The sequence below is a fragment of the Bacteroides sp. genome, assembly GCA_036351255.1.
Classification (GTDB): domain Bacteria; phylum Bacteroidota; class Bacteroidia; order Bacteroidales; family UBA7960; genus UBA7960.
In genome coordinates this window covers 13,743-27,740 of the sequence record JAZBOS010000132.1, presented here as the reverse complement: position 1 = coordinate 27,740, position 13,998 = coordinate 13,743, and the positions used below count along the sequence as shown (strand labels likewise).

The window sequence follows — 13,998 nt, the reverse complement described above, 5'->3', positions numbered from 1 at the left end:
CGCTTAATTTTTTAGGTTCTTCTTATTCTGTTTCTTCATTTCTTCTGAAAAAATCTTATTCGTGAGATGTTGAATCCGCATCAGTTCGGCCACACTGGGTGCAAACGATATGGCCCCGCATCCTGCATGAGGCGGATCTCCTTCATAGATTTCAGAAACTGTACCGATGCCGTCTTCCATCATGGTTTCTTCAAATCCATGGTATAGGTTTCTGATTTCTTCCAGGCCTTGTGCTCCATATAATTTTAAAAAGCCTTCAGCGTAATGCCCCAGCAACCATGGCCACACTGTACCCTGATGAAAGGACTGGTTTCGCTCCAGTTCATTGCCAAAATACCGGCCTTTGTATTGCGGGTCCTTTGGAGAAAGGCTTCGAAGCCCCCGTGGGGTCAGGAGCTCTCTTCTGACCGTGTCAATAACCTTGCGGCGAAGCTTCTCATCAATGGGACTGTATGGCAAGGAAGTGGCCAAAATCTGATTGGGTCTGATCTGCTGATTCGTTCCGGAATCCGTAACAAAATCCGACAGGCAATTGTTTTCTTTGTTCCAGAATATTTCGGGAAAATGTTTTTCGATTTTCTCAGCAATTGCCCTCCATCCCCGGAGGAAAGAAACGTTTTTGCCTCTTCCTGCCAACTCAATTGCAAAACAAATGGCATTATACCAGAGAGCGTTGACTTCAACAACATAGCCATAACGCGGGGTAACGGGCTTGCCGTTGACTTCAGCATTCATCCAGGTCATATTGGGCGAGGTCGGGTCGATATAGATCAGCCCGTTGTCGCGCATTTTGATGCCATTAGAGGTTCCCTGGGCATATTCCTCAAGGATGTTGCGGATGTGCTTACCGTGGGTTTTCCATATCCGGTCAGGGTTTTCGCCATTCTGCATGCAATGCTGCAAAGCCCAGAAATACCAGAGGGAAGTGTCAGCCGAGTCATAGGAAGTGCTTAGGCCCCGCCCGGATTCCGGGAAAAAGGGGCCTTTCATCTCCGTGACCATGGTCTGGAGCACAGCCTTACAAGCCCCAAAACCTGTCGGCTCCAGGCTCAGCCCCGGCAGCGAAATGAAGGTGTAACGTCCCATCCGGTCATACCAGGGGAATCCGGCAATGATATCTGTTTTACCATCATGCCTGTGAATGAATTGCTGAGCAGAATTTCCCAGGCAATTTTCAAAAGTACTTCTGGGGGTGCGCCTTTTCAGTTCATTGGTAAACAACCTCGACAAGGTGCTCGGATTAACTTCACGGGTAGATGCACAAAAGATAATGCTCTCACCCTTTTTGATGTCCGCCTCGAAAAATCCCGGGACATAAAGATCTTCGTTATGTTCGTAGCCTCTTTCTTTCTCCAGGGTATATTCAAGGTCTTTATACCAGTCGGGAACATGGGTATATTCAACAGTTTTTTTGGAGAACTGCATATGCAGGTTTGAATATCCCGGATACATGCGGGTCCTGATTCCATTGGGCACCTCATCATACCGGGTCTCCAGGTCAATATTCTGGTTACTCAGGCGGTGCATGCTGCGGTAGGCCAGGAAAGGCTTGAGCCGGATACTGGTTGGAGAGTGTGCCTCCAGAAGGGTGTATCGGATCAAAACCATCTCTTCTTCTGTGACAAACATGGTCTCTTTGCTCAGTACCACCCCGCCAACCCGGATGGTAAGAACGGGAATGACATCAGCAAAAAAATCCCTTACATATTTGTGCCCTTTCGGATTATAGGTCCCGGGATAACGGTTCACCCCAATGTTAAACTCTGCATTGTGCTGAATGATGGTTTCATCCACTTTTGATAGCAGAACATGCTTGTCTCCGTCGAGGGTTGGCTGGGGGCAAATAAGCAAACCGTGATATTTGCGGGTATTGCAACCAATAATCGTGGTGCAGGAAAAAGACCCTGCCCGGTTTGACCGGATCATTTCCTTGCTGAGCGAATATTCCAGGTTGATCAGTTGCTGTTTATCAAACTTAATATATCCCATGTGTTGAATAAATTTATTGCAGTTTGAGGTATGATCTCTTAGGCTAAAGTGCTGGTATGGATCAAATTTACAGATTTTTTTTATTTAATTTTTTATTCATTTTTTTTCACTGAAAATTAATGCTCCGATATTTGTTTTGTTATAATAAAAAAATAGCTGTCTGAATCCAGACAGCTATTTAATTTGAAGGAATGTTTTATTGAATACCTTCCTGGGTGTAATCGATCTCAGAGCCCAGCAAGCTATGGGGAATCATGTAGGCGATCAAGGTTACCACGGCCGCAATGATTACCCAGGTCCGGTGTTTCGGGTTTTTTCTCACCTTCCAAAAGGCAATAAGCCAGAAAATGAACATCACCAGGGTTTTATTATCCGTAAGGTCAGTTCCAAAGGGCCAACCGGTCCAGAATGCTCCAAAGGCATATTTTTGTACTATGGGGCCGAAAATCAGACCTCCTGCAAAAAGAAGTATCAGCGTGGCAAGGGTTAAGCCATAGGTCTTTTTGTTGAAAATGGCTGACAAACCCGTTCGGGTGCTTAGAAATATGGCTGCGAACATAAACAGGATATGCGGGATCATGGTCCAGGCCGGAACATCATTGCGAAAGCGTATGACAATGGGCTCTTCACTCAACACAGCCTGTTCCCCGTCCTTCTCCAGGGTGACCTGGTAAGCCACTTTCCCGGCTGATGGTTGCTGTGGGATATAGGCAATCAGTTCGTCACCTTCCCTGACCAGCGGGGCTTCGGTCCATTCATCATGGCTGGGGGTGCGTTTGTAGCGATAGTGTCCGCTGACGGCATCATCAGGAACCAATATCCTTGCAGGGGCATTTTCAGGCTTGGCATAAGTTCTGATCAGGCTGTAGGAAATGGTTTCTCCATTTAACACCACACTTCCCCTGTATGGCTTTGTTGGGCCTGTCAACCTTGTATAATATACTGCACCTAACGTCAGCAGGAATGCAAACACCCATAATAAAGTTTTCTTCGGCATAAAGTCTTTAATTGATTAGTTTTTAATTGTTTTGATTAACAATTTCTTTTCCGGTTTTTCATCCTGCTCTTCAAACCCCATATGTTTGAGGTAGTGCAGGTGCTTTTCATTCTTAACCTGGCTCACCAGGCGTTTAATGCCCTTTCTCCTGAAAAAATTCAGGTTTTTTTCATAAAGGAATTTCCCGGGCTTCATATCGCGGTATTCTGGGATCACAAAATCAAGGTAAACCTCAACGTCACCATCCTGTTGATTTCCCAGGAAAAGCCCTGCCACCGCAGCGTTTCGCAGAATGATAAGAGAAATGGGCTGCTCCCTTTCTTCCAGCATTTGGTGCTTGTTCTGCTCAAAATCAGGGAAGAACTTCCTGATCTCAGCTTTGTAAAAGTCCAGGAAATAACTGATGTAGGGATTATCACCTTGAATGGATAACAGTTTATAAGCATCCTTTCGTAAATAAATAGAGGATAGGAAGTAAATGTTTACAAAGGCAATGAACAGGTTTAACAGGCCAACCGGAAGCGAACCAATGGCAAAGCCGTAAAAGGAAAAGACTGCTGAACCCGCCAGATTAAGCCATCGCAGCCTGATGATGGAGCTCATGGTAAGGGAGATGGCCACCACTACCGATCCAAGGTAACCAATCCATTCAATCAAGGGGATGTTTAAAAACATAGCTGAGAAGGTTTTATGTAATGCTAATCCAAATCAGATAATACCTTTGGCCGCGATTGCTCAATGGCATCATAAATGGCTTGCTGCATGTTGATCCTGATATCCAGTTCCGAAATTTTTCCGTTCGAAGGGTAAGGGAAAGTTCGGTTGGAAAGGAAGACAAATACCAGATTTTCTTTAGGGTCAACCCATACGAAGGTTCCGGTAAAGCCAGTGTGGCCGTAGCTCAGGGGTGAAGCAGAGTGGCAAGCGGGACTGCCGTTGGCGGGGGTGATGGCAGGCTTGTCAAACCCCAGGCCTCTCCGATTGCGGTTCCCGGCAAACTGAACCCGCGTAAATTCCCTGACTGTGGTGGGATCCAGGTATTTATGCCCAGCGTATTCTCCGCCCTGCAATAACATTTGCATAAACACTGCCAGATCCAGGGCATTGGAGAATAATCCCGCATGGCCCGAAACACCCCCAAGCATGGCCGCATTGGGATCATTGACATAGCCTCTGAGGATTTGTTTCCGAAACAGGGTATCATTCTCCGAGGGAACGATCCTGTTGGCAGGAAATTTCTCAAGGGGGTTGAAGGTGATCGTTCGCAAGCCGAGCGGCTTATAAAATGTGTTGGCGACGTATTGATCCAGGGTTAGCCCGCTTTGGCGTTCAACCAGTTCGGTCAGCATAATGAACCCCAGATCGCTGTAACGGTAATTCCTGCGTCTGAGCAGGGGCGATTCCATGATTTGCCCGAAAAGCGTATCGCGGAAAGATTGATGAATAAAAAGCCCATCGGCTACCTTCACGGGAAATTCTTCAGAATAATCCGGGCTGAAGATCCCATCTCTGGGTTTCCCATCTTCAAGGGTGTTGTTGAAAAATGGAATCCAGGGACGCAACCTGCCCTGGTGAGCCAATAAATCACGCAAACCTATTTTTTCCTTGTCACTTTTTTTAAGCCACGGCAAGTAATGTCCAAGGTTTTTCTGCAGATTGACTTTACCCTCATCTGTTAAACGCATCACCGAGGCCGTAGTAGCAACCACTTTGGTCACTGAAGCCAGGTCGTAAAGGTCGTCGAGGGTCACAGGCTGCCGGTTAAAATAGGTGTGAAAGCCAAAAGCTTTGTGGTAAAAAAGTTTTCCATCCTTCACAATGGCTATCTGACATCCCGGATAGGCCATGCTGTCGATGCCCATCCTAGCGAGGCTGTCAATGGCATTCAGGTATTGAGCTTGTATGCCTGCCTCTTCAGGCTCCGAAAACGATATCCTGAAATTCTCAGGGGTTTGAATGCCTTTATAAACAGGGAAATGAGGTGGGATGGATACTGGCAGCCTGCCCTTGGCGGGGAGCCCCCCGATGATCACCTGTGCGGCAGCTTCCTCAAAGTATTGTCCATCCTGGTAAGCCACTATCAGGCCATCGGGCTCGAGGGCAATGTCTCCAAAGGCACGGAGGCTGTAAGGATTGGCAAAGACCGAAATAATGACTGCCTGCCTCTTGGTCAGGGCGCTCAGAAAAGCAATGTTTCCATGGCTGATGCCATAATTCCTGCCAAGGTTGTGATTGTTCCGGTGAAGCCCCACCACCACCAGTTCAAATTCACGCAAGCGACGGAGCATATCCGTGGTTTGCGCTTCGTTGTGATTCTTGGGCAACGAAAATTGCTCCAATTCAGCATACTTTCCAAGCATCGACTGGAATGGATTTCCGATATCCTGACCAATCGAAAGCACCGCAATCCGCTTTCCTTCGGTATTCCTGACGGGAATGATCTCTTCCTGGTTCCGGATTAATGATACAGCGGCCTGTGCAAGCCGTTTGTTAAGCACATTGACTGAACTGGAATTCAAGTCCCCGATCAAATGTTCCGGATTGATTTTTTCAAAACGGTCAAGGCCTGCCTTCTGCTTATAATACAACACCTTTCTTACCTTATGATTCAGTGCTTCTTCCTCAAGATCACCACTAAGAACAGCATCTCGAATGGTATGAATGGCCAGGGGAATATTCCCGGGCATCAACAGAAGGTCATTGCCCGCCTTCAGGGCACGCAATTCAAGATCGCCTGACTTGAAATGGTCGCTAACCCCTCTCATGTTGAGCGCATCCGAAATTACCAGGCCTTTAAAGCCAAGGTCTTTTATCAGGAGCTCACTGATCACATTGTAGGAAAGGGAAGAAGCCAGATTCCGCCCAGCTTCAATGGAAGGAACCTCCAGGTGACCCACCATGACGGATTGCAATCCATTTTCAATGAGCCTGCGAAAGGGGTAAATATGAATGGAGTCGAGTTCTTCTCTGCTGTGATCGATGAGTGGAAGGGTATGATGCGAATCGGTATGGGTGTCGCCATGACCGGGAAAATGCTTGGCGGAAGCGATAACCCCTGCATTTTGTAAGCCCCGCATATAGGCGATGCCTTTCTGAGCCACATTAAAGCGGCTTTCGCCAAATGAGCGGTAATTCACTACTGGGTTGTCCGGATTTGTATTCACATCCACCACCGGTCCAAAGCACATGTGAACCCCCAGCCGACTGAGTTGCCTGCCGGCTTCCAGTCCCATTTCATATACCAGGCCTTCTCCGGCAATGGCGCCCATGGTGAGGTGATAGGGAAATGCCATTACACTGTCAAGGCGCATGGCAGGGCCCCATTCGGCATCCATAGCGACCAAAAGAGGCGTAGTGGCTGCGGCCTGGAGCCGGTTGGTGATCTGTACCTGCCTGACAGGCCCTCCTTTAAAAAAAACCACCCCGCCCAGCTTATGGTCCCGTATCTGTCGCTCAATCAGGTTGTAATAGTCGCGCCCCTGGTCGGTATGTACCGCTATCATGATCAATTGCCCGATGCGCTGCTCCAGGCTTAGACTATTTATGACGGAATCCACCCAGGGGGTGCTGAAATCCATTTCAGAAGCCAGGTCTTCAGCGGAAAGCTGCCCCTTGGGTTGAAGGGGCTGAGAACTGACCGGGACTATGAAGAACAAAACGAAAAAGGGGAAGTATATCAAAAACCTGCGCATCGATGTAAAGCCAAAAAAATTAACACAACAAAAATTCCTGTCTGCAAATATAAAGGAATTTACCGCTTTCCTGCCAGAAAGCAAATATTCCAGCGCATAAAAGGTACCTGTTAAAATAACAGAAATTTTAGGGAAACCGGGATGCAAAGCTTTCAGGATTGTTTGCACCAGTGAGTAAGCTATTCCCGGCATAAATCCTTAAACCACCAGTTCTTTCCAGGTGCCGTGCTTGAGAAATATGTATGCGAAGATTCCGATAATGGAAAAGTACAATACTTCCACAAACCAAACCCCGCTTGCAGGGGCGTCGAAACCCACTGCCAGGATGAAAGCGAAAAGCAGGTAAACAATGATGGAGATCACCTCTATGCGGAGGGCTGTGCCGGTTTTACCGGTTCCCGAAAGGGCGCTGAATATGATCATGCTCACCGAAAAAACCGTTAACGAAAGGGTAATGACCCGCAGCAGGGGAAGGGTGGCTTCCACCAGTTCTGGACTGTCGGTAAAAAAGGAAATGACCGTGCGGGGAAAGAAAATCAGGGACTGGATAAGAATAAGGTTGGCAACCACACTGATGGTCAGGATCTTTTTGACCATTGACATCACTTCATCTGATTTTCCCTGTCCGATAATGTTGCTAACCAGGGTAGTAGTGGCCGAACTCAGCCCCCATACCGGGATCATCAGCAGCATATATACACTTCGGGTAATGTTGGAAGCAGCAAGGGCAGTCTCTCCGATTTGCTCCAGGATCATAAAGAAAATGAACCAGGCGGAAAAGGAGATGAAATGCTGAAACATCACGGGGATGGAAAGTCTCAACAGGTCATTGTAGAGGCGTTTTTTGGGCTTGTGGAAACGCAATAGCCTGAAGGAAGTGATACACTTGTTTTTAAAGGACCACAACAGATAAAACAAAAAAGTGATGAATTCGGCCAGATTGGTGGCCAGGGCGGCACCTGCGATGCCCATTTCAGGCAGTCCGAAATTGCCAAAGATTAGTCCGTAGTCAAGGATCATATTGCTTACTGCCATCAGGATTGTGGCTACCGACACCATACGGGTGCGCACAATCCCTACATAAAAGGAGTTGAACACCATAATGAGGAAGCCGAAAAAGTACCCGAAACGCCTGTAACTGATGAATATCAAACTCTGCTCAAGGATGGCAGGCGAGTTGATAAAGCGTTCCAGCAGGGCAGGGGCGGCAAGGCTAATGAAAACGATAAGCAACAGGGCCAGCCCAACCATGAAATACAGGCCGTGATCGAAGATTCGCCCGATGGTCCGCAAGCGACCTGCCCCGTTTCGGCGTCCGATGATGATTTGCAGACCTATTCCAAAACCCGCCCCAAACATCACCAGCGTGAGGTAAAACAATCCCCCGATGGCAGCAGCTCCCAGGGTGACTTCTCCCAGGCGCCCCAGAAAAGCAGTGTCAATGACAACCATCAGGTTCTGGGCCACCAGACCAATGATAATCGGGTAGGAGATTTTCCAGATGGAGCGATAGGTATTGCTGAAGGGGGTTTGAAGAGTTGTCATTGTTGTCGTTGTTGTCCGCTTCGCGTTCGCGCAATAAGTTTATCCTTCAAAAATCTTAAATCGTTTAATCCTGTTCAATATTCAAATCTCACTAGATTGCTCAAACACCACAACCCTGAAAAATCAAAAACCAACCCGTCAATCCCAAACATGCGGGAATAACTATGACAACCAAGACAACCCTGACAACCACGACAACACTTATTCCACTTTCAGCACCAGTCCCTTCAGGTATTCTCCTTCCGGGTGAAAAATATTTACCGGGTGATCGGCAGGCTGGTTCAGCTGGTGCAGGATGCGGATACTCCTGCCCGATTCAATGGCCGCGGCCAGCACTGCACCCCTGAAGAGTGGCATATCGACCACTTGTGAGCAGCTGAAGGTGAATAACAGTCCACCAGGCTTGATCTTACGCATGGCTTCCAGGTTCAGGCGCTTATAGCCCTGCAGGGCGTTGTGGCGCGCGTGAGTGTGTTTGGCATAAGCAGGGGGATCCAGAATAATCACATCGTAGGTCTCATCCGTATGCTTCAGATACTGCAGGGAATCCTGGGTTATGGAGCGGTGCCGGGGTTCTTCACCAAAATTCAATGCAATATTACGTTCGGTCAGTTCAATGGCCCTGGCCGAGCTGTCGAGCGAATGCATTTCGGTGGCCCCCGCCTGAAGGCCATATACCGAAAATCCACCGGAATAACAAAAGGTATTCAGCACTTTGCGACCAGCAGCATATTGTCCAAGGATTTTCCGGTTTTCGCGCTGATCAATGAAGAAGCCGGTTTTTTGCCCTTTCTCAATGTCGATCAGGAACTTATGGCCATATTCCATGACCTCCACCAGTCCGGTTTCACCAAACAAATTGCCATAAAAGGTTTTTCCCTGCCAGAAGGTATCAGGAAGGGTCTCCCGGCTTTTATCGGTAATGCTTTTCAGTTCAGTCCCGTAAATCTTCTTCAGGGCACCGGTAATGGCTTCCAGATAATAATACATCCCCGTGGCGTGCACCTGGATCACCAGGTGACCGTTGTAATGGTCGATGATGAGTCCGGGCAGGTGGTCACCCTCACCGTGCACCAGGCGGTAAACATTGGTTTCTTTGCTAACGCTCAGTCCGGAGTCCTTGCGCAGATGAAAAGCCTTCTCAAGTTTTCCTGTCCAGAAGGCTTCATCCAGACGTTCTGGACGGTCCGGGGGGAAAGCCAGGATTCGAATGGCTATGGTGGCATCCTGGTAAATGCCGGCGCCCAGGTAATCGCCATGATGACTGAACACATCGGCGTGCATGCCATCACTGGCTTCACCTTCAATTTTTTTGATAGCCCCACTGAAAACCCAGGGGTGAAATCGCCTTATTGCCCCGTCCTTGCCGGGATGCAATATTATTTTTAGTTTTCCTTGCATAATAAGTTGCAAAAGTAAACATTATCGCGCTTTGGAAAACGTTTCCAGGTTGGATTTGAAGAAATCAAAGCGTTCACCCCGGCTTCTGGCCATTGAATCCTGGAAGTAATGATAATCCAGCAAAATGGCGAAGGCGTCAATCGCCTAAAAACCACATAATATGGGTGCAATCAGAACATACATAACAATCGGCATTGCGGTTGACAAAATCAAGGTCGAACAGGGTGGCCCAAAAGGTATTCAGCATGGCTTTCCTGGTTCTGAAACGCGTATTTCCGCATACCGGGCATTTTAATTCATTTCCCCTTACGGTGAATTCCTGTGGTATTTGTTTGCTAAACCTGCTCATGTTGAGAAAATTTTAAATGAAAAATGACTTGAAACTACAGGAAGCCGGCCCGTTTTTTTTATTGAAAGGGCTTAGGCCTTGTCAAAACGATTTGCCATTCTTGTTACGATCGACCTGACCCCGCCTGACAGGCTTTCCAGGTAATGCTCCTGCGAAAGGAAAGCCATCTCTTTGGCCAGTTCAGGATATTTGTCTGCTAATTTAGCCATCATTCTGAAAGCGTGAAGCCTTACCCCGGGTTTTTTGTTCACCTGCTCCCAGATCCCGACACAGGCATCATACAGCACGCCTTCGTATTGCTCATCGATCTCCATTTTTTGAAGGATGATCAACCATTCGCGCTGCCGGTTTTCCTTCACCTGCGTAAGGTTGCGAATCAGGTCGCCGACCAAGGGCCTGATCCGGGCATCATTGGTTTCCATGCAACTCCAAAGGATCCACGATGCCCGCCACGCATAGGGTGACTCAGGGCCCAGGGCCAGCCTGATGGCCTCTTCAAAGGCCCCGGGATGCTCATCCATATAGTGAAGGATGTTGGCCTTGTAATGATTGACCAGGAATTTCTGAAGCTCAGTTTCGGCCATAAGGTTTTTATTCAAATATTTTGCCGGCTAAAGAAAGCCCAAATGCATCCCTTCCCGGGCCATGCAGAGAAAAATGAAAAACAAGGAGCTTTTTTTCGATTCATCCCGTTTTTTTATGTTTTCGCAATTTAATAAATAATTGAAAACTAAATATAAAGCATTCCAAAAATTTGTTCTCAGAAATTTCCTTGCTGGAACCATCCCCTTACCAGGGAGGTACCATCCTCGTAGTTTATACGGTTTAAACCGTATAAACTACGTTTTAACACCGTCTTAAACAGGAGCCTGGTCATACAATGCTTTTTGAATATTTGGAATATGAAAACGATGGTATTTTCCCTTTCCGGGAATAAGATTATGGAGTCATACAGGCTCGTTCCGCATTTCCTTACCGATGATTTTGAACAAGATGGCGGTAGTTTTGGCCATTAGGTAGATTTGAGGGACATTCTTGAAGGTGTATGGAATAAATCTTTGTAATTTTGAGAAGGGAAATCCCTGCAATTTAATGAATTATGAAGCGGAGAACCATCATAATCATCCACCTGCTGTTCTGGTTCTATATGATCAACCAGGCCCTTTTCCCTTTGTATGTGGGTGATTTGAAAAAAGTGGATATTGCCACCTGGAATTACCTTAAGGATGTTGGTTTCTCGGTTTTTTTAAGTGCCCTTACCTTTTATGCCGTTTACTTTGTCTTTCCCCTGGTTTATTTACTGAAGCAAAAGTTTCTTGCTGTGCTTGTTATGTTAACCTTGATTGGGCTTTTGACCTTTACCCGATTTGGCATTAGTTGGATAGTCTTCAATCATGCCGGCTTTTTCAACGCCAGCGAGATGAATTATTCTTTTGACTGGATTTGGAATGAACTCAGGGTTTGTTTAATAACGGGCATTTATGCAGTGCTTATCCGTTTTATGATCCGGGCCTTTGAGGCACAAAATATTCGAAATGAACTGGTTACCCAGCAGCAGGCAGGTGAGCTTGCCCTGATCAAGGCCAAGGTGAACCCCCATTTTCTGTTTAACACCCTGAACAACATTTATTCGCTGGTTTACAAGAAATCGGACGAAGCAGCCGAGGCAGTCATGAAATTTTCATCCATCATGCGGTTTGTGCTGAGCGAGGCAAACAGCGAAACCATACTACTGGACAAGGAGATTGAGTACATGAAGAGTTATATTGAATTGCAGAAACTCCGTATGAATGAACCAGGGTATGTGGTTATGAACATCAGCGGAATGACGGAAAAAATGATCATTGCACCCATGTTGCTGATCCCGCTGGTTGAAAATGCCTATAAGCACGGGAGCCGGAGGCACCATCCGGGGATCATCATTAACCTCATTGTGGAGAATGGCCGGATTGATTTCGGGGTACTCAATTACCTGAAGGAAGGCCAAACCCGGGCTGAGAGCCAGCCGGGAGCTCTCGGCCTGGACAATATCAGGCGGAGACTCGATTTGACTTACCCGGGGAAACACCAGTTTTCCATTACAACAGAAAGCGGTCAATTTTTTGTGAAACTTATTATTGAACCCTGAGATGAAAATCAATTGCATTGCCATAGACGATGAACCCCTTGCCCTGGATATCATAACTGAGTATTGCAAGCGCATTCCGTTTCTTGATCTTTTGCAGACCTTTGATAATGCTGTTGATGCACTCGGATATCTTCGGGAGAATACAGTGGATCTGATGTTTCTGGATATCGAGATGGAGGGGCTGAGCGGGATGCAGTTATTGAAAACCCTTAAAAATAAGCCTTATATTGTCATGATAACGGCTTATGATCAGTATGCGGTGCAGGGTTTTGAGCTTGACGTGGATGACTATATGCTTAAGCCCGTTTCATTCGAACGTTTCATAAAGGGTGTAAATAAGGTTTACGAACGTATGCAAAAGGACCAGGCAGAAAAGCCTGCCGATGCTGCGCCAATAGCTTCTCAGGCAGAGGCTGAACCTGCCTGCTTCTTTATCAAAACGGAAACCCGGATGGAAAAAGTCAATCCTGCCGACATCTTGTATGTGGAAGGCATGGGCGACTATTGGCGCATTGTTACTACCGGGAAAAAGATCATGACCCTGATGAATGCCCGCGGACTGGAAGAAATGATGCCTGAACCCCGGTTTTGCCGGGTACATAAATCGTATTTTGTGGCCATTGACAAAATAGAATTCATTGAACGCAGAAGTATCAAGATCGGGGACATCCGCATCCCGGTCAGTGACACCTATCAAAAGCGTTTTTTTGAGCTCATTGAAAAGAATAAACCGGTCTGAAATGCCCACCTGGGGCGGGCCCATTTCTCTCCCTGAAAAATCTTCCGTCTCTTCCTGCTTTTAATCGGTAAACAGCCTTGATTGCCCGGTGAGTCACTTACCGATTTGTTTCCGTAGCTTATAGATTGTATTTGCTTTATCCTGAGGGTCTTGACTAACTTAGCATAGAGAAAAACCCTCAGCCATGAAAACAAAAGTTTTAACCCTAGTGATGGTCGCCCTGATGGGCCTTGCCAGTGTCTCTGCCCTGGCAGGCAGCCCTCCATGCACCATGCCCTTCTACACGGCTAACGGAATTATCCGCATCCCTGTAAAAGTAGAAGAGACCTGTGATTCCCTTCCCTGCTGCGTAAAGGATCTTATCTGTAAGCGCCAGCAGCAGATGCATTGCCTGGTCACCTTGCAATTCGACCTCAGCCAGATAACCAAGACGGAAGCCGATGCTGACGATGTGACCATTGACACCCAAGCCATATTCCAGGCATTACGCTATAACGAATATGCACGCAAATAACCCGTCTGCAAAAGATTTCCGGGCGAAAATTCTTTCTGCAACAAAAATGAATGATCCCAGGGACAAAAAACCTGATTATTAAAATTAAAGGAGGATGTAACCATGAAAAAATTACTGCTTTTGTTAACTATGATTTGTTTTGCTTTTCTACCCCCTGCATTAGGCGAAGGGAATTATGCCATTGTAAAAGGCAAGGTCTATTTCAGTGATCATGCCAGGGTGGTGTTTAACAGGATTCGAATGGAAGCCGACGACGGCCTTACCCTGGTGGTTCCATTAAAGGAAGTGGATGCTTATAAAGTGGATGACAAGGTATTTCACCGGCTTCCCCTTGTTTGTTTAAATGGGGAAGAAAAAGGGGATGCCCTGCTGCATCTGGTTGGATACCGGAATGGATTAAGCCTTTATCGCTGTGATAAGCTCGACGAAACCCTTGGCTGCTGCTTTGAAGACAATACAGGCAATATCAGCACGTATTTTGTGTACAAAGATCACGAGTTGTATTTGCGGGTGGATGAAAAAAATGCCTGGACTGTATTTCCGTTCTTTGGCATTCAGGCCCTGAAAGACCGAAAAGAGCTTTAAGTTTCCCTCATAAGGCAAAGCCATGAAAACAACGGATGTTCATTCAGAATGGATGGGAT

At 46.9% G+C, this 13,998-nt stretch carries 12 protein-coding genes; 4 read left to right on the top strand and 8 right to left on the bottom strand.

Annotation, left to right across the window (positions count from 1 at the left end; all coding sequences use genetic code 11):
- Window positions 1-3: 3 nt before the first annotated feature.
- The 8 genes from V2I46_13100 to V2I46_13065 all read right to left on the bottom strand — a co-directional run bounded on the left by V2I46_13100 (window position 4) and on the right by V2I46_13065 (window position 10,557).
- Window positions 4-1,989 carry an amylo-alpha-1,6-glucosidase gene (locus tag V2I46_13100; protein ID MEE4178436.1) on the bottom strand — a complete coding sequence of 662 codons (1,986 nt, stop codon included), beginning with the start codon at window positions 1,987-1,989 and terminating at the stop codon, window positions 4-6.
- A gap of 196 nt (window positions 1,990-2,185) precedes the next feature.
- A complete protein-coding gene (locus tag V2I46_13095; GenBank protein MEE4178435.1) occupies window positions 2,186-2,986 on the bottom strand; it encodes a hypothetical protein in 801 nt (266 codons plus the stop codon).
- Window positions 2,987-3,001: 15 nt separating this feature from the next.
- Window positions 3,002-3,661: a GNAT family N-acetyltransferase gene (locus tag V2I46_13090; GenBank protein ID MEE4178434.1), complete on the bottom strand. Its 660-nt coding sequence runs from the start codon at window positions 3,659-3,661 to the stop codon at window positions 3,002-3,004.
- A gap of 23 nt (window positions 3,662-3,684) precedes the next feature.
- The gene (locus V2I46_13085) at window positions 3,685-6,678 is read right to left on the bottom strand and encodes a glycoside hydrolase family 3 N-terminal domain-containing protein (protein ID MEE4178433.1); all 2,994 of its coding nucleotides are present in this window, start codon (window positions 6,676-6,678) and stop codon (window positions 3,685-3,687) included.
- A 198-nt stretch (window positions 6,679-6,876) separates the two neighbouring features.
- A complete protein-coding gene (locus V2I46_13080) occupies window positions 6,877-8,223 on the bottom strand; it encodes an MATE family efflux transporter (protein MEE4178432.1) in 1,347 nt (448 codons plus the stop codon).
- A gap of 201 nt (window positions 8,224-8,424) precedes the next feature.
- Window positions 8,425-9,624 carry a class I SAM-dependent rRNA methyltransferase gene (locus V2I46_13075; GenBank protein MEE4178431.1) on the bottom strand — a complete coding sequence of 400 codons (1,200 nt, stop codon included), beginning with the start codon at window positions 9,622-9,624 and terminating at the stop codon, window positions 8,425-8,427.
- A gap of 136 nt (window positions 9,625-9,760) precedes the next feature.
- Window positions 9,761-9,973 carry a hypothetical protein gene (locus V2I46_13070; protein ID MEE4178430.1) on the bottom strand — a complete coding sequence of 71 codons (213 nt, stop codon included), beginning with the start codon at window positions 9,971-9,973 and terminating at the stop codon, window positions 9,761-9,763.
- A 71-nt stretch (window positions 9,974-10,044) separates the two neighbouring features.
- Window positions 10,045-10,557 carry a hypothetical protein gene (locus V2I46_13065; GenBank protein MEE4178429.1) on the bottom strand — a complete coding sequence of 171 codons (513 nt, stop codon included), beginning with the start codon at window positions 10,555-10,557 and terminating at the stop codon, window positions 10,045-10,047.
- 515 nt (window positions 10,558-11,072) lie between these two features.
- Between V2I46_13065 and V2I46_13060 the strand changes: the two genes are divergently transcribed.
- From V2I46_13060 to V2I46_13045, 4 genes are all read left to right on the top strand, one after another.
- Entirely contained in the window at window positions 11,073-12,101 is a 1,029-nt protein-coding gene (locus tag V2I46_13060) for a sensor histidine kinase (GenBank protein ID MEE4178428.1), read from the top strand.
- A gap of 1 nt (window position 12,102) precedes the next feature.
- Window positions 12,103-12,840: a LytTR family DNA-binding domain-containing protein gene (locus V2I46_13055; protein ID MEE4178427.1), complete on the top strand. Its 738-nt coding sequence runs from the start codon at window positions 12,103-12,105 to the stop codon at window positions 12,838-12,840.
- 184 nt (window positions 12,841-13,024) lie between these two features.
- Entirely contained in the window at window positions 13,025-13,354 is a 330-nt protein-coding gene (locus tag V2I46_13050; protein ID MEE4178426.1) for a hypothetical protein, read from the top strand.
- A gap of 102 nt (window positions 13,355-13,456) precedes the next feature.
- On the top strand, window positions 13,457-13,939 hold the full coding sequence (locus V2I46_13045; protein ID MEE4178425.1) for a hypothetical protein: 483 nt from the start codon (window positions 13,457-13,459) through the stop codon (window positions 13,937-13,939).
- Window positions 13,940-13,998 lie beyond the last annotated feature (59 nt).